Source organism: Arthrobacter sp. Y3222053, from assembly GCF_059092805.1.
On sequence record NZ_JBNHIA010000007.1, the window covers coordinates 27557 to 50255 of the forward strand.

Below are 22699 nucleotides of genomic sequence, written 5' to 3' on the forward strand. Positions count from 1 at the left end.
GGTTCAGGGGGCGTCCGGGCCGGGCGGCTCGGAGCGGGGTCGGGGGGTCGGGAAAACTGGGACTATGGCCCGGGTCGCTTGACGACCCGGTTGTCTTGGTCGATCGGCCCATTGAGGTTCTGCACTCTCCAAAAAGGTCGGTAATACCGGCAGTTGGGAGCATACCGAGGCTTGCTGAACGTCGCTTTCAGGTTTTTTTCAGGTTTTTTCGGGTAGCTCTGCTGCGGCAGGCCGGAGCGGTTCAGGCAGGCTGCGGGGCGGAACGCAGCGGCCAGCTGCCGTCCACTACGGCCTCCGGATCCCGGCGGCGCAGGTACTCCTGGAAGCTTTCCGCCTGCCCGGCGCACCAGGCCACCTGCGCGCGGTGCAGCTCCGGGGCCGGCAGGCGCAGTTCCTCGAACCGCTCAGCGAGCACGGCGGCGACCCCCAGGGTCGCCATGACGTCAGCAGCGGAAGTGTGCGCGTGTTCCAGCTCCACCCCGTAATGTGCGCACAACGCGGTCAGCGTGCGCTTGCCGCGGCGGTAGCGGTCCGCCTGCTTGTCCATGACGTAGGGGTCGATCACCGGCATGGGCTCGGGCGCCTGCAGCCCGTGCCGGACGCATTCGCGGTCCAGCACGGTGAAGTCATAGCAGGCGTTGAACGCCAGGACGGGGATTCCGGCCTCGAACAGCCCGGAGAGCACAGCGGCCAGTTCTGCCGCCACGGCTCCGGGTGCCTGCCCCTCGGCCCGGGCGAACTCGGTGCTGATCCCGTGGATGGCGGTGGCCTCGGCGGGAATCTCCACGTCCGGGGCGGCCAGCCATTCGTGCTGCTGCAGCACTTCGTTCCGGGCATTGACCAGGACCACCGACGCGGTGACGATCCGCGCGGTCTGCGGATCCCGCCCGGTCGTTTCCAGATCGAAGGCGGCTCGGGGAAGGGTGTGCCAGCTGGTGTTCATGATTCCCCAAGCTACCGGCCCGCACCGACAATCCGTGATTCCGGCGCGGCTAGGCTGGAAGCATGCGGACGGAGTACGTGGAGGCGGTGCTGGCCCTGGCCCGCCTGATACCGCCGGGACGGGTCCTCGCCTACGGAGACCTCGCGGACCTGCTCGGCGTCGGCGGCCCCCGCCAGATCGGCGCCGTGATGTCACGGTACGGGTCCTCCGTGCCGTGGTGGCGGGTGCTCCGCGCCTCCGGACAGCCGCCCCGCTGCCATGAAGAAAGGGCGAGGGAGCACTACCTCGCCGAGGACACGCCGCTGCACCCCGGCGGGGACGACGCCGCGGACTGCCGCGTGCGGATGGCCGCCGCCCGCTGGCAACCGGACGACGCGGCGTGGGACCGGATCGCCCGGCTCGCCCGGCAGGCCGCCAACGGCGACGGCGGCGGCGCGGCAGGGTCCCGGCCGAACCCGGAGACCGGAACGGCCGACGTCGGCAGTGCGCCTGCGGCCCGCGGTGATGAAGGAAATGTCAGTACCCCGTGATGGAGTATCCGCATGAGCGTTGAACTTCGGCTGGTTCCCCCGGACACCGCCCGCGCCGTCGACGTGCAGCTGAGCCCCGACCAGGCGGCCGTGACGGAGCTGCCCACCGGCAGCGGCCCGGTGCTGGTCCTCGGCGCGCCCGGCACGGGCAAGTCCACGGTGCTCGTGGAAACCGCGGTGCGCCGGATCGGGCGGGACGGCCTGGACCCGGCGGGTGTCCTGCTGCTGGCGCCGTCCAGGCTCGCCGCGGCCGCCCTCCGCGACGCGCTCTCCGCACGTCTGCAGGGGACCCTGAGCACCTCCCCGGCCCGCACCTGGGCCTCCTACGCCTTCGACCTCATCCGCCGGGCCAAGGCCGAGGGACGCCTGCCGCATATCCAGCGCCCGCCCCGCCTGCTGTCCGGCGCCGAGCAGGACGTCATCATCAAGGAGCTGCTGGAGGGGCACGGGCAGCACGGCGTACCGCAGCTGCCCTGGCCCGAATCGCTGGAACTGGCCCTGCCGACCCGCGGCTTCCGGCAGGAGATCCGGCAGCTTTTCGACCGGGTGATCGAACTCGGCATGAGCCCGGAGGAACTGGCCGGGCACGGACAGCGCCACGGGCGGCCGGACTGGACGGCCGCCGCGGCGCTTTATGCCGAATACCGCGACGTGCTCGATATCCGCATGCCCGAGGCCTTCGACCCGGCCGGCATCATCACCAGCGCCCTGCACATCCTGCAGCAGGACCCGGAGTTCCTGGCCGCCGAACGGGCCCGGCTGCGGCTGATCCTGGTCGATGATCTGCAGGAGGCCAACCCTGCGATCCACGCCCTGCTGGCCGAGCTGGTGGGGGGAGGCGGCGGCGCTGCCTCCGACGCCGTGCTGACCGCCTGCCCCGATACCGTGGTGCAGGGCTTCCGCGGCGCCCGGCCCGACCTGGTCGGCCGGCTCTCCCACACCCTGGGCACCGACCCGCAGACCCTGGTGCTGCACACCTCGCACCGGCTCAAAGGCACGGTGGCCAAGGCCTGGCAGCGCACGGCCGCGCGTATCGCCGTCGCTGGCAAGCTGCCCTCCTACCGGCTGCTGGATGACACCGCTGCTCCCGAAGCGGAGGGAGCGGCGGCGGGCACTGACGGAGCGGGGGAGCCGGAACGGTCCGCAGCCGGGCGAGTCCGCGCCGCGGCGCATGTCGTGGACTCGCCCATGCACGAACAGCGGTACATCGCCCAGCGCATCCTGCAGGCGCAGCTGCTGGACGGCCGGTCCCTGGCGGACATCGCCGTGATCGTGCGCACCGGCGGGCAGCTGTCCCGGCTGCAGCGCTACCTCGCCTCGCAGGGCATCGAAGCCACCATCCCCGTGGCCGAGAAGGCGGTGCGCGACGAAGCCGCCGTGCGGCCCCTGCTGGAAGCCTTCGCCGTCGTCCTGGATCCCGAGGCCCTGACGCCCGAGGCCGCCGTCTCGCTGCTGACCAGCCGGATCGGCGGAGCGAGCCCGCTGGAGCTGCGCCGGCTGCGCCAGTCCCTGCGCCGCGAGGAGCGGCGTGCCGGCGGCGGGCGTGCCAGCGACGCGCTGCTGGTGGAGGCCCTGCTCGAGCCCGGCTCCGACAGCGGCCTCGCCCTGGCCGGGCTGACCTGGGAGGCCCGCTCCGCCCAGCGGATCGGAGCCATGCTGCAGGCCGGGCGGCGCGCCGCCGAACAACCCGGCGCCACCGCCGAAACCGTGCTCTGGGCCCTCTGGTCCACCTCGGGCCTGTCCCGGCGGTGGGCGGAGCTGGCCTTGGAAGGCGGCGCCAACGGGTCGCGCGCCGACCGTGACCTGGACGCGATGATGGCCCTGTTCCAGACCGCCGAACGGTACGTCGACCAGCTGCCCGGCTCCACGCCCGCGCAGTTCCTCGATTACCTGACCAGCTCCGAGCTGCCGATGGATACGCTGGCCGCGAGGGCGCAGCGGCGCGAGGCCGTCGAGCTGCTGACACCGGCCAGCGCCGCCGGGCGCCAGTGGCCGGTGGTGATCGTGGCCGGGATCCAGGAGGGGGTCTGGCCCAACCTGCGGCTGCGCGGCGAGCTGCTGGGCAGCGGGGACCTGGTCTCCGCCGTCGAGCACGGCGACGACTTCCGCAGGCACCGCAGCCCGGTGTCCCTGATGCACGCCATCCGGCACGATGAGCTGCGCAGCTTCTCCACCGCCATTTCCCGTGCCGGCGAGGAGCTGATCTGCACTGCGGTGGAGTCGGAGGACGAGCAGCCCTCCCAGTTCCTGGACCTCGTCGATCCGCTGCCGCCGCAGGCGAAGAAACGGCCCCGGACCGAGGTGGTCCGCCCGCTGACGCTGCGCTCGCTGGTCGCCGAGCTGCGCGCCGCGGCCCAGCAGCCGGATGCCGATCCCGGCGCCGCCGCCGAGGCACTCAGCCACCTTGGCACCATGGTGAACCATCCCTGGCCGGTCCCCGGGGCCCATCCGGACTCCTGGTGGGGGCTGGCCGACCTGTCCACCCGTGCCCCCGTCATTCCGCCGGAGGCGGTCATTCCGGTCTCGCCCTCCAAGGTGGACGCGGTGCTGAAGTCCCCCCTGAGCTGGTTCGTCTCCGCCGCCGGCGGCGAGGCCGCGACCGATTTCGCCCGCTCGCTGGGCACGCTCGTCCACCAGCTGGCCCAGGAGATGCCCGACGCCACGGGCAGCGAGTACGCAGCGGAGCTGCAGCGCCGCTGGCCCTCGCTGGGCATGAAGGACAACTGGGAGGGCCGCAAGGACCTGGAGCGAGCCGAACGGATGGTCCGGAAGCTGGCGACCTACGTCATCTCGATGCGGCAGGAGGGCCGCTCCCTCGTCGACGTCGAAAAGGACTTCGAAGTTGCCCTGCCGGTGCTGCTGGACGGCGTCGAGCGGACCGCCCTGCTGCGCGGGCAGATCGACCGGCTCGAACGCGACAGCCAGGGCCGGCTCTACATCGTGGACCTCAAGACCGGCAAAACCGCCCCTTCTAAGAAGGACCTCGAGCAGCATCCCCAGCTCGCCGCCTACCAGGAAGCCGTCCGCGAAGGTGCCCTCGACGACGCCGGCGGAGCACCAGGGACTCCCGGCGGCGCCGCCCTGGTCCAGCTGGGCACCGATGCCGTCAAGGTCGCCGTGCAGGAGCAGCCGGCCCTGGCGCCCGACGCCGGCTGGGCGCGGGAAATGATCGAGCAGGCTGCCGGCCTGATGTCCGCCGCCGAGTTCGAAACCCGGCACGAGGCCGGTGGCGGCTACGGCGGCCACGGCTGCCGGCTGCCCGAAATCTGCCCGCTCTGCCCCGAAGGAAAGCAGGTCACCGAATGAGCGTCTCCTTGGCCGACGTCGCCGGCTCCGGCACCGGGGAAGGCATCCGCTACTCCGCCCACCGCCTGGCCGAGCTGCTGGCCGACCCGGGGGAGAAGGTCCTGTATCCCACCCCGGAACAGGTACGGGTGATCGAGGCGCCGCTGGAGCCGCTGCTGGTCATCGCCGGCGCCGGGTCCGGCAAGACCAAGACGATGGCGGACCGCGTGGTCTGGCTGGTAGCCAACGGGCTGGTCGAACCCGAGCAGATCCTCGGCGTGACCTTTACCCGCAAGGCGGCGGGGGAGCTGGCCACCCGCATCCGACAGCGGCTGGCGCTGCTGTACCGGTACCAGGACGCCGAGGCCGGCATCGACCCGGGGTCTGCCGACGCCGAGGCGCGGATGGAGCCGACCGTCTCCACCTATCACTCCTACGCCAACGGCATCGTGGGCGATTACGGGCTGCGCATCGGCGTCGAGCGGGACTCGGTGATGCTCGGCGGCGCCCAGTCATGGCAGCTGGCCAGCCAGGTCGTGGAGGCCTATGCGGGCGAGTACGAACACTTCATCGCGGCCAAGTCCACCCTGGTCAGCGCCGTACTGCAGATGGCCTCGGAGTGCTCCGAGCACCTGGTCTCCCCGGCGGAGGTACGCGCCCAGCTGCAGGAGCACCTCTCCTGCGCGTCGGCGCTGCCGTACCAGTCCGGCAAGACCAAGGCGCCCACCGCGGCCGTGAAGAAGATGCTGGACCGGCTGCGTACCCGCATCACCGTCACCGAACTGGTGGAGGCCTACCAGCAGGCCAAGGCGGACCGCCGGCAGCTGGACTTCGGCGACCTGGTGGAGCTCGCCGCGCGGATCGCCGGCAGCATTCCGGAAGCCGTGCAGATGGAGCGCGCCAAGTACCGGGTGGTGCTGCTGGACGAGTTCCAGGACACCTCGCATGCCCAGATGGTGCTCTTCTCCCAGCTCTTCGGCGACGGCCGGGCGGTGACCGCCGTCGGCGACCCGCACCAGTCCATCTACGGGTTCCGCGGCGCGTCCGCCGGCCAGCTGGGCACGTTCCGTGAAAAGTTCCCGGTGGTGGCGCCCGACGGCGACCGGTCGCTGGCTCCGGTGGCTACCCTGACGACGGCCTGGCGTAACGACACCTCCATCCTCGCCGCCGCCAATGCGGTGGCTGCCCCGCTGAACGCCAAGGCCCCGTGGCTGCGCGTGCAGCGGCTGCCGCCGGTGCCCCCGCTGGCGAAGAACGAGCGTGCCGGGGTGGGCGAAGTATTGCTGGCCCGGTACCTCAGCGAGAGCAGCTTTGCCGACGGCGAGGGCCCCGATGCCCCGCGGATTGCCGGCGAAGCCGAGGAGGTCGCGGACATGATCGCGCAGGTGCGCACCCGCGGCCGTTTCGACGCCGGAGAGATGCCGACCGTGGCCGTGCTCTGCCGCAGCCGGCGCCAGTTCACCGCCTTCCAGAAGGAACTTGAGGCACGCGGCGTGCCCGTGCAGGTGGTGGGACTGGGCGGGCTGCTCTCGACCCCCGAGGTGGTCGAACTGCTGGCGGTGCTGCGCGTGCTGGGCGACCCCGGCCGCTCAGACTCCATGCTGCGTATCCTGGCCGGGTCGCGCTGGCGGATCGGGCCGGCGGACCTGATGGCCCTGGCCGACTGGTCACGCCACCTGGTGCGGGTGCGCGAACGCGCCGCCACCATCCGTGAGGCCGCCGACGTCCACGTTCCCGACGAGCCGGGCGAAGCGGACGTGCTGGAGGCGGACATGGCCGAGGCCGGCAGCCTGGTCGAGGCCGTGGACTCCCTGCCCCGGGCCGAGTGGGTCTCCAACGCCGGCCGCTCGGTCTCCGAGGAGGGGCTGCGGCGCCTGGCCCGTCTCCGGGACGAGCTGCGGGCCCTGCGCACCTTCGTGGGGGAGGACCTCACCACGCTGATCGGCGAGGTCGAACGGCGGATCCTGCTCGACATTGAAGTGGCCGCCAAGCCCGGCGTGAACGTCCATGAAGCCCGGCGGAACCTCGACGCGTTTGCCGACGCCGCCGCGAACTTCAGCGCGTCCGCGGACCGGGTGGACCTGGTGGCGTTCCTCGCCTGGCTGGAGGCGGCCAACGAAGAGGAAAACGGCCTTCCGGTCACGCAGCTCGAAGCCAGTCGGGAAACCGTCCAGCTGCTCACCGTGCATGCCTCCAAGGGCCTGGAGTGGGACGTGGTGGCCGTGCCGGGCCTGAACCAGGGCCAGTTCCCCAGCGACAAGGACTCCCGCTGGAGCTCGGGGCACGCGGCGATCCCGTGGCACCTGCGCGGCGACGCCCCCGACCTGCCCCAGTGGGACTGGGAGCAGGAGGACCAGAAGACCTGGCTGGAGTGCGAAAAGCTGTTCGCCGACGACGCGCGCGGGCACGCCGAGCGGGAGGAACGGCGGCTGGCGTACGTTGCCTTCACCCGCGCCCGGCACCTGCTCATCTGCACCGCCAGCGCCTGGGGCGGCGGACGGTCCAAACCGACCGGACCGTCCGACTACCTGGAGGCCCTGCACGGTCTGGCCGCTGACGGCGAGGACGGCTACCGGGTCCTGTCCTGGACTCCCGTGGGAGAGGAAGGCGACGCGAACCCGGCCGCTACCCGGCCCGAGACCGCCGTCTGGCCCATCGACCCGCTGGGCGGGCGCCGGGCGCCGATGGAGCAGGCCGCCGCCGCCGTCCTTGCCGCAGCACAGGAGCAGGCGGCGCCGGCGGAGTCCGGAGCGGCCGGCACGGAAGCGGGCCGCTGGAGCCGTGAGGTCGAACTTGTCCTGGCCCGCCATCGGCCGCCGGAGTCGGTGGTGTCCGTGCAGCTGCCCGAACATATCTCGGCCTCCATGCTGGTCGACCTGCGCGAGGATCCGGAGGCCGTGACCCGGCAGCTGCGCCGGCCGGTGCCCCGGGAGCCGGGCATCGCAGCCCGTAAGGGCACCGCCTTCCACGCCTGGGTCGAGGAGTTCTTCGGCCGGGCGGGAATGCTCGACATTGATGAGCATCCGGGCGCCGCCGACGCGTACGTGGACGAGGCCTACGACCTGGACCAGATGGTCGAGACCTTCCAGGCTTCGCCCTGGGCGCAGCGGGAACCTGCCTTTGTGGAGGTCCCGGTGGAAACCCGGGTGCAGTCAGTGGTCGTCCGCGGGCGGATCGATGCGGTCTTCCGCGATGCCGACGGCACCTGGGACCTGATCGACTGGAAAACCGGGGCGCCGCCCTCGGGCAGGGCGCTGGAGGTCCGGGCGGTCCAGCTGGCCGTCTACCGGCTGGCCTGGTCCAGGCTGCAGGGGGTGCCGCTGAAGGATGTGCGGGCCGCGTTCTACTTTGTGGCCGCCGATAAGCTGATCCGTCCGCACAACCTGCTTGGAGAGGCGGAACTCGAGCGCATCATCCTGGACGCCGCCGCAGGCTGATCCTCAACAGGGCAGGGGGCAGGGGCAGAAGCAGGCAGGGGCAGGGGGAACGTGTCCCTGCCGGGAATCGGGCTCGAGGAGATCAGCTGCCGGCGGCCCGGCTCTCAGCCGTTCCGCCGCCGGTCAGGGTCTCCTGGAGCGCCCGCCCGTAGCGGAGGACCAGCTGCTCCGGGGGCGTGGCGAGGGTGGCCGAGTCCTGGATGATCCACAGTGTGGTCATCAGTCCCTGGAGCTGAGATGCGAAAATCCGCGCCCGCAGGTCGGCGTCGCCGGCCGACAGCCGTCCGCGGACGGGTTCGACGAACTGCACATTCATGTCCTGCTCCAGCCGGGCCCGCACCACCGGGCTGTCCGACGCCCGGATCAGCGCCGAAAACACCCGGCGGCCGGCTCCGCCGTTCTCGAGCAGCGCCCGGACCACCCGGTAGCCCAGGTCCTCAACCGGCCCTTCCAACAGCCTGAAGCTGTCCTCCGAGGGGCTCAGCGCCTCCAGGAAGAGCGCTTCCTTGGAACCGAAATGGTGGTTCACCAATGCAGGGTCCACCCCTGCGGCCGCGGCAATCTCCCGCACGCCGGTCCGGGCAAAGCCGCGGTCGCCGAACAGTGCGGCGGCGGCTGCCCGAATGGCGGCCTTGGTGGTCTCCGATTTGGACAGCCGCACGGGCCGCCCCGGGCCGCTTGCGCGCCCACTGCTCCGGTCGATCCCCTGCATCACGAAAGCTCCTCATCACCCAAATCCCCCCAACGGGATTCGACTCCAGTCGATGATAGTTCTAGGGTCGATAATTCAACGCTGTTGAATTTTGTGGGCTGACCCGGCGCCTTCGGCGGGGAAGCCAGGCACTACGAAAGGCAAAGATGCGGCTGGAAAATGCGCAGACCCCCCACCCGGACATCGACCTCGAGGAGATCCGGCGCAAATACGCCCACGAGCGGGAACGGCGGATCCGGCCCGACGGGCTGGGACAGTACCGCTCCGCCGTCGGCGAGTTCGGTTACTACGCCAAGGACCCCTACACGCCGCGGAGCGAACGGGAACCGCGGACGGACCGGGTGGAAGCCCTCGTGATCGGCGCCGGCTTCGGCGGGCTGCTCACCGCCTCCCGGCTGCGGGAGGCCGGCTTCGACTCAGTCCGGCTGATGGACGAGGCGGGCGACGTCGGCGGCACCTGGTATTGGAACCGCTACCCCGGAATCCACTGCGACATCGAGTCCTACGTGTACATGCCGCTGCTGGAGGAAGTCGGCACCATGCCGAGCAAGCGGTACGCACCCGGTGAGGAAATCCGGCGCCATGCCGTGGCCATTGCCGAACACTACGGCCTCTACCGGGACGCGCTGTTCCAGACCCGGGCCACGGAACTGACCTGGGATGAAGCGGAGGAGGAGTGGATTGTCAGCACCGACCGGGGCGACCGGTTCCGGGCGCGGTGGGTGATTTCCTCCTCGGGCACCCTGACCCAGCCCAAGCTGCCGGGCATTCCGGGCATCGAGGGCTACCGGGGCCACACCTTCCACACCAGCCGCTGGGACTACGGCTACACGGGGGGAACAGCCGACGGCGGCCTCACCGGCCTCGCCGACAAGAAGGTCGCCGTCGTGGGAACCGGGGCCACCGGCATCCAGGTCATTCCCCATGTGGCCCGCGACGCCGAGCACCTTTACGTTTTCCAGCGCACGCCCTCCACCGTGGACGTGCGGGACAACCGGCCCACGGACCCCGCCTGGGCGGCCTCGTTGAAGCCGGGCTGGCAGCGGGAAAGGATGGAGAACTTCCTCGCCGTCCTGGCCGGAGAACCGGTCGGGGAAAGCCTGGTGCAGGACGGCTGGACCGCCACCACGGACCTGCAGCGGCAGATCCTCTCCGGGGCCGTGGACACCCGCCTCAGCGGCGAGGAGCGGCGGCTGCAGGACGAACTGGCCGACGCCGCCGTGATGAACCGCATCAGGGCCCGGGTCGATGAGGTCGTCGAGGATCCCGCCACGGCCGAGCTGCTCAAGCCCTGGTACCGGTACATGTGCAAGCGCCCCTGCTTCAGCGACGAATACCTGCAGAGCTTCAACCGGCCCAACGTTACCCTGGTCGACACCGCGGACCACGGCGGCATCACCCGGATGACCGAGCGCGGCGTCGTCGTCGGCGACACCGAGTACGAAGTGGACTGCGTCATCTTCGCGACCGGGTTCGACGTCGGCATCTCCGGGGTGATGTCTGGTTCGCTGCCCGTGTACGGCCGGGACGGCCAGGCTCTGCTGCACGCCTGGAGCCGCGGCCCGAAGACCCTGCACGGCTTTTACTCCAACGGGTTCCCGAACCTGTTCCACCTCAGCGCGCTGCAGAATGCCAACTCGGTGAACTTCGTGCACATCCTGCAGGAGCAGGCCGAGCACATTGCCGCCGTCATCGCCCGGGCGGAGGAGACTGGCGCACGGGTCGTGGAGCCGACGGTGGAGGCCCAGGAGGAGTGGGTCGCCACCGTGCTTGAGACCGCAGCGGACAACCGCGCCTTCCAAGCCGAATGCACCCCCGGCTACTACAACGGCGAGGGCACCCGGGCGATCGCCGGTGCCTCGTACAGCCCCGGCCCGGTGGCCTTCCACCGGCTGCTGCGCGAATGGCGGGCAGCCGGCATGGCCGACGTACTCGGCGGAGCCGAGTCCTCCGGCGGCATGCCGGAGCCCAGCGGCGCAGGGGCGTCGAGGTGAGGCCCCCGGCCGGAGTCCGAAGCGCCCCGGCCCCGGGCGGGCACCGGTTCCGCGGCCGTGCCGTGCTGATCGCGGGGGCCGCCGTAGCGGCCCTGGTGCTCGCCGGCTGCACGGCTGCCGGCGACGACGGCGGAGCGGACCAGGCCGCCGGCGCGGTTCAGGACGTGCGCACGGCCGAGCGCGTGGCGTCGGTGAGCGACGTGTATCCGGAAACCGGGATGACCCTGCTCGAGGGGCCGGTACTCGGTCCGGACGGCGGGCTGTACGTCACCGACGTCACCGCTCCTGCCGGGGAGCCGAAGCTGCTGCGGGTTGACCGGGAGACCGGGGAAAGCCGGACGGTGTACACGGATGAGGCAAGCGCGCTGACCTCGGCGCAGTTCAGTCCGGCGGACGGCCGGCTCTACCTGACCGATTTCGCCGGCGGCCGTATCCTCAGCCTGCCGGCGGACGGGTCCGGGCCGGCGGAGGTGTTCTTCTCCGGCGAGGTGGACGGCACGGCCATGCGCCCGGACGACATCGCCTTCGATGCACACGGGAACCTCTACGTCACCGACTCGGCGGGGTTCTCCGATCCCTACTGGGAGGCCTCGGGGCGGGTGGTGCGCATCGACGGGGCAACCGGGCAGGCCACTGTGCTGGCGGAGAACCTGCCGGCACCGAACGGCATTGCGTTCACGCCGGACGGATCCAAGCTGTGGATCACCCACAACACGGGCAACCGGGTGGATCTGTTCACCCTGAACGGGGACGGGACAGCCGTCGCGACCGCCCACCCTGCCGTTCACGTCAGCGCCGGAACTGCGCAGGTGGATTCCGCGGCCGTGGATTCCGCCGGGAACCTCTACCTGGGGCTGCACAACCGACCCGCGGTGCTCGTCTTCAACGAGCTGGGCGAGCAGCTCACCGTGATTGAGGCACCGGGGGACGGGCTGTCCTCGGCGACGAACCTGGTGATCGAACCGGGCGGCAGGCAGGCCTGGATGACGGTCAGCGGCGAATCGGGCGGCTTCGTGTACTCCTTCGAGGCGCTCGCCGACGGGCTTCAGCTGCCGTCCGGCAGCTGAAGCCGGAACCGCGCCGTCGGGCTCCCCAGCGAAGCTGCTCCGGCCGGTAGGAGCGCCGGATGCCGCCTTCCCGATGCAGGGAAGGCGGCATCCGTTCGTCAGGCGGCCGGGTTCGGCCCCGGATCTCAGGGCACTGCGCGGCGCAGGGTGCCGTAGGAGCCGACGGCGAGCACCGCCCCGGCGAGCAGCAGCCAGCCGGACAAGGCCAGCGGGGTCAGCCGGACGAACCAGGCCGCCACGTCCGGCCACGACTCGGTGTAGGTGGCCAGGGCCACGGCGCCGAGCAGGATGATGCCGAACCCGACCAGGGCGAGGACCAGGCCGGTCGTGCGCCAGCGCTTGTACACGGTGGCGAACCAGAACCCGAACATGAACAGCAGCATCGACAGGGCGAAGTAGAGCAGGATCTGGGCGTACCACGCCGCCTCAGCGATCCAGGGCAGGGCGAAGATGTGGCCCTCGACGCCCCAGCCGTGCGTGGCCTGTTCCGCCAGGCCCAGCAGCCAGTAGAGCACGCCGAGGCCGAGCGACATGGCCGCAAAGAGCCCCAGCGTGCCTGCGTAGAACGATCGGCGGCTCACGCTCATCGCCTGGGAGAAGGGGAAGGTCAGGGTCAGTGCCTGGACGCCGACGGCGAGGAAGTACCACATCACCGCCTGGCCGGAGAAGGCCATCCGGATCCCGTCGCCGTCGGTGGGAATGATGGCCAGGATGGCCACGGCGAGCAGGGTGGAGCTGACAAGGATGATGCCGGGGACGCCCAGGTAGAGCCATTTGTTGAGCATCTGCATCCGGGCGACGGCGAGTGCGCGGTTCATCGCAGGACCTCCAGATCGTTGGTGCTGTGATTGCTGTCGGCCGGGTGGCCGAAGGATTCGTTGGCTTTGAGGGTGCGGCGGATGATCAGCTGCTGCAGCGATACCGGAGCGAGTTCCAGGCCCATGGCCCGGGCCCGTTCCCTGTCGTCGCCGGCCAGCGGAGCATCGACGGTCACCGAGGCCAGGGCCCCAAGTCCCTCGCGGTGCAGCACCGGGCGGCCGGCCACGAACTCTTCGACGGAGGCAGCCTTGCCGGCGACGGCGAAGGCGGACCCGGTGATGGCTTCCACCTCGTCATCCATGACGATCCGTCCGCGGTCGATGACGATGACGTGTTCGAGCAGGTTGGCGACTTCATCGATCAGGTGCGAGGACAGGATGATGGTCCGCGGATGGTCGGCGAAGTCGGTCAGCAGCCGGTCGTAGAACAGCTGCCGGGCCACTGCGTCCAGACCGAGGTAGGGCTCGTCGAAGAACGTCAGCTCGGCCCGGGACGCCAGGCCGATGATGACCCCGACGGCGGAAAGCTGGCCGCGGGAGAGCTTCTTGATCCGGTGCTTCTTCGGCCGGGGCAGCTGGAAGTCCTCCAGCAGCTTCTCCGCCAGCTCGGCGCTCCAGTTTGGAAAGAACAGCGCGGCGGCGTCGAGCGCGTTGCGGATGGTGAAGTCGTCGGGATACTTCTGCGACTCGCGGACGAAGCAGAGCCGGGAGAGCACCCGCTCGTTTTCGAACGGTTGCTCGCCGAAGACCCGGACCTCGCCCGAGCTGGCGAAACCCTGGGCGGTGAGGATGGACATCAGGGTGGTCTTGCCGGCCCCGTTGCGGCCGAGCAGGCCGTAGATGCGGTTCGCCTGGACGTCCAGGCTGACGTTGTCCAGGGCCGTCTGGTCCCGGTAGCGGCGGGTGAGGTTGCGGGTTTCTATGACGTTCATGGTGCCGGGGTCCCTTCGTGTTCAGCGGCACTGCGGTGAATGAGGTCGGCCAGCTCGCCGGGGGAGATGCCCAGCTTGCGGGCCTCGACGGCGAGGGGCTGTACATACTGGCGGTAGAACTGCTCACGGCGCTTTTCCAGCACCGCGGCGCGGGCGCCCGGGGCAACGAACATGCCGATGCCCCGGCGCTTGTAGAGAAGGCCCTCGTCCACCAGGAGGTTCACGCCCTTGGCGGCTGTGGCGGGATTGATGCGGTAGAACGCGGCGAACTCATTGGTGGAGGGGACCTGGCCCTCCTCCTGCAGCACTCCGTCCAAAATGTCCCCCTCGATCCGCTCCGCCACCTGCTGGAAGATCGGCCTGCTGTCATCGATCAAGGGCCGGCTCCTCTCGTCTGCACCTAGGTTCGTCGGTGCGGTGGTTCGTTACTTAACTAAGTAACCACGGAGGTGAAGGAAAGGCAAGAGGAAGCCGAAGGAAAGGCAAGACAGAGAGGAGCGTTTCGACAGGAGCCCCAGCAGCGGGGGCTTCGGGGCCTTGCAGTGTGGCAGGGCTCCGGTGCTGCGGTGGGTGCGCTGCTGTTGGGCAGCGGGGGTTACGGCACTACGCGGGAATCAGCGGGCGGGTGGAACGGTCGGTCTGCGTGACGTTGACGGGGCATCGGCGTGCCCGGCGGGCGCGCAAAGCGGCCGGCCAACGCGGCGGAGGGAACGGCGGCGCTCCCGCGCGGGCCGGCCTCAGCGACGCTGCGGGCGGCCGGCCGCGTCCGCGGAGCCAGGCGTGGCGTCAACCTCGGCTGCGGTGTCGTCTGCGTCGTTCCGGGGCCTCGTCGGCAGGGCGATGACCACCGCGTCGCCGTCGCCGGGCCCGGCATCGGTGTTCGCGACGGCGGCGGTGTTCTCCGAGCCGTTCTCCGCGCCGTTGTCCCCGTCGGCGGCAGGAACAGCGGCGGCATCGGCTCGTTCGACGTCATTGCCGTCATGGCCGGGCTTCGCGGACTGGATAACGATGGGCTCCGCGGAGACCTTCGCTGAGTTGGCCCTTGACCCGGACCCGGGGCCTGCGGGGTGTTCCTCCGAGCTGGGCCCTTCCGGGCGGGCGGCACCGGGCTGTCCGGCGGCCTGATCGGCGTCGCCGGCCGGAGCCGCCGTACCGTCACCGGCCGGAGCGGCCGCACCGTCGCTGCCGGTCACCCCGGCTGCGGGAGCGGCGCCGTCGGCCGCGGTCGAGGGCGCCGCCGTACCGGCCGCCGCAGTACCGGACGCCGCCGCGCAGGCGGCATCGGCGGGTCCGATGGGAGACACAGTCACCTTCGGGGCCCGTGCCGGCTCCGTCCCCGCGGCAGGCTCGACGACGCGCTGCTGGCCGGTGGCGGGACGCCAGCCGGAAGCGGAACGGGTCCTGGCCTGCTGGGCCTCCTGCGCGCGCACATCGGCTTCCAGCGTGGCGAGCATGTCCGTCGCCTCGGCCACCATTTCGGCGCTGCCGACGGCAAGGCCGCGGACCATCCACTGGGCCAGGGCGAATTCGGCGGACAGTGCCGCGCGGCGGATCAGGTGCGGATCGGCGACGTCGCCGCGGGCCTGCATGTACGCCGTGTGCACCTTGGCGGTGAAAGTCTGGTCGGCGGCGGCAATCAGCCAGGCGAAGTCGTCCGCGGGATCGCCCACCCGCAGGTCCGTCCAGCCGGTGACGGCGGAGACCCGGCCGTTGGCCACGAGCAGGTTGTCCTCATGCAGGTCTCCGTGGACCACCACGGGGCTGAACCGCCACAGCGTGACGTCCTCCAGGGCATGCTCCCAGCGGCGCAGCAGCACCGGTGGAATCTTTCCGGTGCCTGCGGCGGCGTCCAGCTCGTTCAGGCGGCGCTGCCGGAACTCGTTGGCCGTGTAGCTGGGCAGGTCGGCGTTGTGGACGATCGACTGGGGCAGGGTGTGGATCGCGGCGATGGCCTTGCCGATGTCGGCGGCCACGGCGTCGCCGGCGGCAGCCAGGTCATCGATCTCGCGGGCGGTCCCGGACAGGTGCGAGTAGACGCAGGTGCACAGGTCGCCGCGGCGGACCGTGCCGGCGACGTAGGGAACGGTGAACGGCAGCTCGGCCCGCACGGCCGGGACGAATGCGCGCAGGACCAGCAGCTCGGTCTCCAGGCGCATGCTGGCCTCCACATGCCTGGGGCAGCGCACCCGCCAGCGCCGGCCGGAGGCGTCGACGATCACGGCGGCGTCGAAGTCCGCGGCGTCGTCCGGGGAGCCGGCAACGCCGGTCGGAGCCAGGCCGGGAACAGCGGCGCTGGCCATTGCTGCCAATTCCATGGGGGTCCGTTTCACATCTTCAACCGTAGGGCCAGATGTGGTGCGAGTTACCGTTTCCGGCCCGGCGAGTCGCCGCAAGCGTGATCGAGAACTCACAGCCGCAGCCCGAACTACAGTGTTGGGGGAGGGGGAGACTACGGTAGAGGCATGACCAGCCCCGCCCCGGTAGCCGCCGTCCCGCCCCTAGGCCTGCTGCCGCTGGCACGCACCGCCGTGGACCGCGGATCGGACCGTCGGGTGGCGCCGGACCTCTTTGAAGCCATTCTCCAGGCCTCCTCCACCCGCGTGCTCTACCTGGCCGGCGGAAGGGCCCTGGTGGGCGAAGAAGGCCTGGTCCTCTCTGCGGTCGGACCGGAGGGCTTCGGAGCCGAACCGGTCTATCTCGGCCGCACCCTGGTGGCCGGCGGCGCGCCGGCCGGGACCGACGTCGTCCTGGTGAGCCTGCGCGAGCCCGACGAGGAGCTCGCGGGCGACGGCGTGCGGTGGGCCTCGGTGCGCGACGCCGCGGTCCGGCTCAGCGGACTGGACAGCGGGCTGCTCGTGGAGGCTGCCGCCGTCGCCAACTGGCACGCGGTCCACACCCACTGCCCGCGCTGCGGGAAGCCCACCGTCCCCGAGCAGGGCGGCTGGGTGCGGCGCTGCCCGGCGGACAACAGCCAGCACTTTCCCCGGACCGATCCGGCCATCATCGTTTCCATCATCGACGACGACGACCGGATCCTGCTCGGCTCCGCCGCGGCATGGCCCGGGCCGCGGTACTCCACCCTGGCCGGATTCGTGGAACCCGGGGAGTCGCTGGAAGCGGCCGTGCTGCGGGAAGTGGAGGAGGAATCGGGCATCACGGTGGCCGATCCGCGCTACCTGGGTTCCCAGCCCTGGCCCTTCCCCTGCTCGCTGATGCTCGGCTTCACCGCCCGCGCCGTCAACCCCGGGGCAGCGCGCGCCGACGGCGTGGAGATCGAGGACCTGCGCTGGTTCACCCGGGCGGAACTCACCGCAGCCGTCGCGGCCGGAGAGATCAGCATCCCGGGCCGCATCTCCATTGCCCGCAACCTGATCGAACGCTGGTACGGGGGCCCCATCAGCGAACCGGAGGCACCCGGCGCCGCATGAGCACAACGACACTCGAAGAACGGATCCTGGCCGGGCTCGACGATGAGCAGCGCGAGGTGGCAACCACCCTCACCGGACCGCTGTGCGTGCTGGCCGGCGCCGGCACCGGCAAGACCCGCGCCATCACCCACCGCATGGCCTACGGCGTGCACACCGGCCTGTACACCCCGCAGCGGGTGCTGGCCGTGACCTTCACGGCGCGCGCCGCGGCGGAGATGCGCAGCCGGCTGCGCGACCTCGGCGCCGGCGGCGTCCAGGCCCGCACCTTCCACGCCGCCGCGCTCAAGCAGCTGCAGTACTTCTGGCCCCAGGCCGTCGGCGGGCCGCTGCCGGCCCTGCTGGACCACAAGGCGCAGCTGATCGCCGAAGCCGCCCGCCGGCTGCGGCTGTCCACCGACCGGGCCGCGATCCGCGACGTGGCGGCTGAGATCGAGTGGGCCAAGGTCTCCATGATGACCCCGGACAGCTACGTCCGTGCCGCAGCGGGCCGGGAGGCCCCCGCGGGCTTCGACCACACCGCCGTCGCGCGCATCTTCCAGTCGTATGAGGACGTGAAGGTGGACCGCAACGTGATCGACTTCGAAGACGTCCTGCTGATCACCGTGGGCATCCTGCAGGAGGATCCGCGGGTGGCCGCCACGGTGCGGGACCAGTACCGGCACTTCGTGGTGGACGAGTACCAGGACGTGTCCCCGCTGCAGCAGCGCCTGCTGGACCTCTGGCTGGGCGAACGCAGCGAGCTGTGCGTGGTGGGTGACGCGAGCCAGACCATCTATTCGTTCACCGGCGCCACTTCCAGGCACCTGCTGGAGTTCACCCGCCGGTTCCCCGACGCGAACGTTGTCAAGCTGGTGCGCGACTACCGCTCCACCCCGCAGGTGGTGAACCTGGCGAACCGGATCCTTGCCGCCCGCACCGCCGAGGGGCAGCGGATGCGCAACGCGCCGCACTGGCCGACGCCGCTGGAGCTGGTGGCCCAGCGGCCCGCCGGCCCGGAGCCGACCTTCACCGAGTGCTCCGACGACGAGGCGGAGGCCGCGCAGGTTGCCGGCCGGATCAGGGAACTGATCGCCCAGGGCGTTGAACCGGCACAGATCGCCATCCTCTTCCGCACCAACGGCCAGTCCCAGGCCTATGAGCAGGCGCTCGCTTCGGCGGGCATCGGGTACCAGCTGCGCGGCGGGGAACGCTTCTTCGCCCGCCGCGAGGTGCGCGACGCCGTGCTGCAGCTGCGCGCCGCTGCCCGCTCCGTGGGTAACCAGCCGGTGCCCGAGACCGTACGGGACATCCTCACCTCGCTTGGCTACAGCGAACAGGCGCCGACGGCGAGCGGCGCCGTCAGGGAGAAATGGGAGTCGCTGGCCGCGCTGGTGGCCCTGGCCGATGAACTGCATGCCGCGCGCACGGCCGACCCCGACTCCCTGTTCACCCTGCAGGACTTCGTTGCCGAGCTGGAGGAACGCGCGGCCGCGCAGCATGCGCCAACCGTGCAGGGGGTGACCCTTGCCTCGCTGCACTCCGCCAAGGGCCTGGAATGGGACGCCGTGTTTCTGGTCGGGCTCAGCGAGGGCCTCATGCCCATCTCCTTCGCCGACACCCAGGAGGCGGTGGATGAGGAGCGCCGGCTGCTCTACGTCGGGATCACCCGGGCCCGCGAGCACCTGGCCCTGTCCTGGTCCACGTCGCGCACCCCGGGCGGGCGGGCCAGCCGCCGCCCCTCCCGGTTCCTGGACGGGCTGCGCCCGGACTCGGCGCCGGTCCGGCGGGGTGGCTCCGGCAGCCCGGCGGCCGGAACCAAACGGCGGCGCTCCAGCGGACCCGTGCGCTGCCGCTCCTGCGGGTCGCTGCTGACCACAGGGGCCGAGCGCAAGACGGGCCGGTGCGGCAACTGCCCGCCCGGCTACGACGAAGCGACCTTTGAGGCCCTGCGTGAATGGCGGCGCACCGAAGCGGCAGACGCCGGGGTGCCGGCCTTCGTGGTCTTCACCGACGCCACCCTCGAGGCCATCGCCGAGGACCGTCCGGAGAACCTGACCCGGCTGGGCACGCTGCCCGGCGTCGGCCCGGCCAAGCTGGAACGGTACGGCGAAGCCGTGCTGCGCATCCTGGCCGACAACTAGGGGCCTGTGCCCCAGCGGCCGAGGCGGCACGGCACGGCTGGTCCGGTGTGAGTGAGCCTGCGTGCAACGGCTGGTGCGGTGCGGAACGGCTCAGGCGGCGCCGCGGCGCTGCAGCCGGCACAGGCAGTCCGGATGCTGCTCCAGCGGCAGGCGGCCGACCCATCCGTCCGCTGAGCGCACGCGCAGCACCGCCGACCACGCCGCCGGGCGCACCCTGGCCTCGATGAACGCCAGGACCTGCAGGACGGCCAGTCCCGCGGCCGCTCCGGACCCCGCGGTGTCCTCCGCCCCGGGCGGCCCCCCGGCAAACAGATCCGGGTGCGCCAGGCGCAGGCAGTCCAGGCACGGTGTCCGTCCGGGAACCAGCAGGGGGCCCACGTTCCACCCCTCGCTGCCGGGCCACAGGCAGAGCAGCGGGTGCGGCCCGGTCCAGGCCTCCGGAAGCCGCCCCGCGGACAGCTGCAGGTCCAGGTGTGCCGGCGGAAGCCCGGCCGGCAGCGGCAGCACCCGCAGCGTCGGATCGGTGCGTGCGGCCAGCCGGAGCGCAGCCTGGGTCCGCGGCAGCCCCACATCCGTCAGGGCGTAGGCCCCGCCGACGTCGGCCGACGCCACCCGCGCCGGGTCCTCCAGCAGGAGAGTCCCCACTCCGGCGCCGGCCAGCAGGCGGACCGTGAGGGCTCCGGCCCGGCCCAGCCCCTGGACATGAACCACCGCATCCGCCCGGCGGCCCAGGACGAGGCCGTCACGTCCCGCGGACGCCGGCCGCTGTCCTTCCGCGGCCAGCCGCTCGGACCGCAGCGCCGGCACCCGCGCCACGGGAACGAGGAAGCCGGCAAGGGCCCGCAGCAGCCCGGCGCACCGCTCCGGGTCCAGCCCCGCCGCCGCCCCGGCCGCCTGCTCTGATCCGTCCGGAACCCCTGCCTCCAGCTGCGCCAGGAAGGCCTGGTCGCCGGGCAGCAGGCCCTGCAGCAGAAGGCAGTCCGGCTCGGCTCCGTAACGCCGTGACCCGGGCCCCGGATCCGCGACGGTCAAGCGGGGATCGATACGCATGGCTCCTCCTCTGCCGTCGTGCCGTGCGCACGGCTGCGGACCCATGCTGCCAGCCGGCCGGGTTCGGCCGGGGGCTGTCCACAGGGTGCTCCTGTCCACAGGGTGCTCCTGTCCACAGGGTGGCCGGAGAACCGGCCGCAGCGCCTAGGGTTAAAACCATGGCTTCCCGCAGTGCCCCCGCGCAGACCGAGATCCCCTCCGTGACCCCGGGCGGCGTACCCATCGAAGTCCGCCGTTCAGCCCGGCGGAGGCGGACCGTCAGCGCAGTCTTCCGCGACGGAGCCGCGATCGTCTCCATCCCCGGTCACTTCACCCGCGCGCAGGAACGCGAGTGGGTGGAGAAGATGGTCGCCAGGCTGGAAAACCGCGCCGCGCCCGGCCAGCCCGACCCCGGGGGCGCCGACCGGCTGCTGGCCGAGCACGCGTCCCGGCTCTCGACGGCGTACTTGGGCGGCCGGGCGAAGCCGTCGAGCGTGAAATGGGTGGACAACCAGAACTCCCGCTGGGGCTCTGCCACACCGGGGCGGGGCACCATCCGGCTGTCCAGCAAGCTGCAGGGCATGCCGGCCTGGGTGGTGGACTACGTCCTGCTGCACGAACTGGCGCACCTGATCGAGGCCTCGCACGGCCCCCGGTTCTGGAAGCTGCTTGAGGGCTATCCGCAGACCGAAACCGCCAAGGCGTACCTGGCGGGCGCGGCGTTCGCCAGCGCCCGCGGCCTCAGCGGAGGCATGGAGGAGGACGACGTCGCAGGCCCCGAGGCCGACGCCGCGCCTGGGGGCTGACGCCGCGCCCGGGGCTGACGTGAAAGGTGCCCGCCCGGGCAGTCCGGGCGGGCACCTTTCAGCTGTCGTGTCGTGGAAGGTCAGGCGCGGGGGCCGTCTCCGTCTGCCCCCCGGCCGTGCGGATCAGCCGGGCCGTCGTCGTCGGAAGCGGCGCCGTCGGTGCCGGCGTCCTGTCCGGTCTGCCCCGCCTGAGCCGCGCCGTCAGCCTGCACATCGGCATCGGCATCTGTATCTGCATCGGCATCAGCCTGGGGTGCCTCGTCGTATCCGCCGGCGAGCAGCTTGGCCAGGGCGTCATCGAGCTCGCTGCCGCTGGCCTCCAGCAGTTCGCGGCGCTTGCCGTAGCCGAGTGGATCGTCGAGGTCGGCAGCCGTCGGCATCAGGTCCGGGTGCTGCCAGATCTCGTCCCGGCCTTCGATGCCGCGCTCCTCGCGGATGTGGGCCCAGAGCGCTGCAGCGTCCCGCAGCCGGCGGGGCCGCAGCTCCAGGCCGACCAGCGAGGCGAACGTGTGCTCTGCGGGACCGCCGGAAGCACGGCGGCGGCGGATCATTTCCCGCAGCGCGGCCGACGAGGGGAGGTTGGCGGTGGCGGCCGCGGTGACTTCGTCCACCCAGCCCTCGACAAGGGCCAGCGTGGTCTCCAGGTTCTGCAGGGCGGTCTCCTGCGCCGGAGTCCGCTCGGGCTGGAAGACTCCGCCCGAGAGCGCCTCCTGCAGGGCCTCCGGGTTGGACGGGTCGATGTCGCGGGCCATGCCTTCGATCTTGGACATGTCGATGTGGATGCCGCGGGCGTAATTCTCGATCGAACCGAACAGGTGCGAGGCCAGCCACGGGGCGTGGGCGAACAGGCGGGCGTGGGCAGTCTCGCGCACGGCCAGGAAGAGCCGGATCTCGGCGGCGGGCACGTCCAGGCCCTCGCCGAATCCTGCGACGTTGGCCGGCAGCAGCGCCACGGTGTTCTCGGCCAGGGGCAGGCCGATGTCCGTGGAGCTGAGCACCTCGCGGGACAGGGCGCCGACCGCCTGGCCCAGCTGCATGCCGAACATCGCCCCGCCCATGTTCGCGAGCATCGACGTCGCGCCCCCGAGCATGGACTTCATTTCCTCAGGCATCTGCGTGCTGATCGCATCCGACAGCGCCTGCGAGATGGAGACCGCCACCGGCTCGGAGAGCCTGCGCCAGGATCCCATGGTCGCTTCGACCCATTCCGCCCGCGACCAGGCCCGGGGCACGGCGGAGGTGGCGCCGAACTCGGTGGCCTGGTCCAGCCAGAGCCCGGCCAGGTGCAGGGCCTCCTCGACCTCGCGCTTCTGCGCTGCGCCCACCGTGGGATCGCCTTGGGCAGCGGCGGCCTGGCGGGCGGTGTCATGGGCCAGCTTCCAGTTCACCGGGCCCTCGGAGGAGGCACTGAACATGGCCTGGACCTGCTGGAAGATCATGGCCAGGGCGTTGGGATCGTTGGGCAGCCCGGCTGCGCGCGCCAGCTCCTGCGGATCCATGCCGGCGCCGCCCTGCCCGCCGAACAGTTTTGCGAGCATCTCGGAGAACGGATCGCGGGGGGTGTCCCCGGAGTCGGATGGATTGGAGCTCATGGATAC

The 22699-nt window shown here is 71.4% G+C and carries 16 protein-coding genes; 8 read left to right on the forward strand and 8 right to left on the reverse strand.

Features of this window, described 5'->3' with window-relative positions:
• Positions 1-241: 241 nt before the first annotated feature.
• A complete protein-coding gene (locus AC5RUW_RS15115) occupies positions 242-943 on the reverse strand; it encodes a 3'-5' exonuclease (protein ID WP_494161441.1) in 702 nt (233 codons plus the stop codon).
• Between the two features lie 62 nt (positions 944-1005).
• Between AC5RUW_RS15115 and AC5RUW_RS15120 the strand changes: the two genes are divergently transcribed.
• The 3 genes from AC5RUW_RS15120 to AC5RUW_RS15130 are packed head-to-tail and all read left to right on the forward strand — an operon-like array spanning position 1006 to position 8195.
• Positions 1006-1473, forward strand: a complete 468-nt coding sequence (locus AC5RUW_RS15120) for an MGMT family protein (RefSeq protein WP_494161442.1) — start codon at positions 1006-1008, stop codon at positions 1471-1473.
• A 12-nt stretch (positions 1474-1485) separates the two neighbouring features.
• Positions 1486-4779 carry an ATP-dependent helicase gene (locus AC5RUW_RS15125; protein WP_494161443.1) on the forward strand — a complete coding sequence of 1098 codons (3294 nt, stop codon included), beginning with the start codon at positions 1486-1488 and terminating at the stop codon, positions 4777-4779.
• Positions 4776-8195 carry an ATP-dependent helicase gene (locus tag AC5RUW_RS15130; RefSeq protein WP_494161444.1) on the forward strand — a complete coding sequence of 1140 codons (3420 nt, stop codon included), beginning with the start codon at positions 4776-4778 and terminating at the stop codon, positions 8193-8195. The genes AC5RUW_RS15125 and AC5RUW_RS15130 overlap by 4 nt, the downstream gene beginning before the upstream one ends.
• Positions 8196-8277: 82 nt before the next feature.
• On the opposite strand, the gene AC5RUW_RS15135 is transcribed toward AC5RUW_RS15130, so the two are convergent.
• On the reverse strand, positions 8278-8856 hold the full coding sequence (locus AC5RUW_RS15135) for a TetR/AcrR family transcriptional regulator (RefSeq protein ID WP_494161445.1): 579 nt from the start codon (positions 8854-8856) through the stop codon (positions 8278-8280).
• A 197-nt stretch (positions 8857-9053) separates the two neighbouring features.
• Between AC5RUW_RS15135 and AC5RUW_RS15140 the strand changes: the two genes are divergently transcribed.
• Complete coding sequence (locus AC5RUW_RS15140) at positions 9054-10901, forward strand: flavin-containing monooxygenase (RefSeq protein ID WP_494161446.1); 1848 nt, start codon at positions 9054-9056, stop codon at positions 10899-10901.
• A 62-nt stretch (positions 10902-10963) separates the two neighbouring features.
• Positions 10964-11968, forward strand: coding sequence for an SMP-30/gluconolactonase/LRE family protein (locus tag AC5RUW_RS15145; protein ID WP_494161447.1), 1005 nt, complete (start codon positions 10964-10966; stop codon positions 11966-11968).
• Positions 11969-12093: 125 nt separating this feature from the next.
• On the opposite strand, the gene AC5RUW_RS15150 is transcribed toward AC5RUW_RS15145, so the two are convergent.
• The 4 genes from AC5RUW_RS15150 to AC5RUW_RS15165 all read right to left on the reverse strand — a co-directional run bounded on the left by AC5RUW_RS15150 (position 12094) and on the right by AC5RUW_RS15165 (position 16033).
• A complete protein-coding gene (locus AC5RUW_RS15150; RefSeq protein WP_494161448.1) occupies positions 12094-12786 on the reverse strand; it encodes a hypothetical protein in 693 nt (230 codons plus the stop codon).
• Positions 12783-13718, reverse strand: a complete 936-nt coding sequence (locus AC5RUW_RS15155; protein ID WP_494161449.1) for an ABC transporter ATP-binding protein — start codon at positions 13716-13718, stop codon at positions 12783-12785. Before AC5RUW_RS15155 ends, AC5RUW_RS15150 begins: the two co-directional genes overlap by 4 nt.
• A complete protein-coding gene (locus AC5RUW_RS15160) occupies positions 13715-14095 on the reverse strand; it encodes a GntR family transcriptional regulator (RefSeq protein ID WP_494161450.1) in 381 nt (126 codons plus the stop codon). The genes AC5RUW_RS15155 and AC5RUW_RS15160 overlap by 4 nt, the downstream gene beginning before the upstream one ends.
• Positions 14096-14455: 360 nt before the next feature.
• Positions 14456-16033, reverse strand: a complete 1578-nt coding sequence (locus tag AC5RUW_RS15165) for a phosphotransferase (protein WP_494161451.1) — start codon at positions 16031-16033, stop codon at positions 14456-14458.
• A 147-nt stretch (positions 16034-16180) separates the two neighbouring features.
• On the opposite strand from AC5RUW_RS15165, the gene nudC reads away from it, so the two are divergent.
• Complete coding sequence (nudC, locus tag AC5RUW_RS15170; RefSeq protein WP_494161452.1) at positions 16181-17146, forward strand: NAD(+) diphosphatase; 966 nt, start codon at positions 16181-16183, stop codon at positions 17144-17146.
• Complete coding sequence (locus AC5RUW_RS15175) at positions 17143-19266, forward strand: ATP-dependent DNA helicase UvrD2 (protein WP_494161453.1); 2124 nt, start codon at positions 17143-17145, stop codon at positions 19264-19266. The genes nudC and AC5RUW_RS15175 overlap by 4 nt, the downstream gene beginning before the upstream one ends.
• A 90-nt stretch (positions 19267-19356) precedes the next feature.
• Here the strand turns inward: AC5RUW_RS15175 and AC5RUW_RS15180 are convergent, their stop codons facing one another.
• Complete coding sequence (locus AC5RUW_RS15180) at positions 19357-20316, reverse strand: ubiquitin-activating E1 family protein (protein WP_494161454.1); 960 nt, start codon at positions 20314-20316, stop codon at positions 19357-19359.
• Between the two features lie 158 nt (positions 20317-20474).
• On the opposite strand from AC5RUW_RS15180, the gene AC5RUW_RS15185 reads away from it, so the two are divergent.
• The gene (locus tag AC5RUW_RS15185; RefSeq protein WP_494161455.1) at positions 20475-21101 is read left to right on the forward strand and encodes a M48 metallopeptidase family protein; all 627 of its coding nucleotides are present in this window, start codon (positions 20475-20477) and stop codon (positions 21099-21101) included.
• Between the two features lie 80 nt (positions 21102-21181).
• Here AC5RUW_RS15185 and AC5RUW_RS15190 read toward each other — a convergent pair whose 3' ends face one another.
• Positions 21182-22693, reverse strand: coding sequence for a zinc-dependent metalloprotease (locus tag AC5RUW_RS15190; RefSeq protein ID WP_494161456.1), 1512 nt, complete (start codon positions 22691-22693; stop codon positions 21182-21184).
• Between the last annotated feature and the right edge of the window lie 6 nt (positions 22694-22699).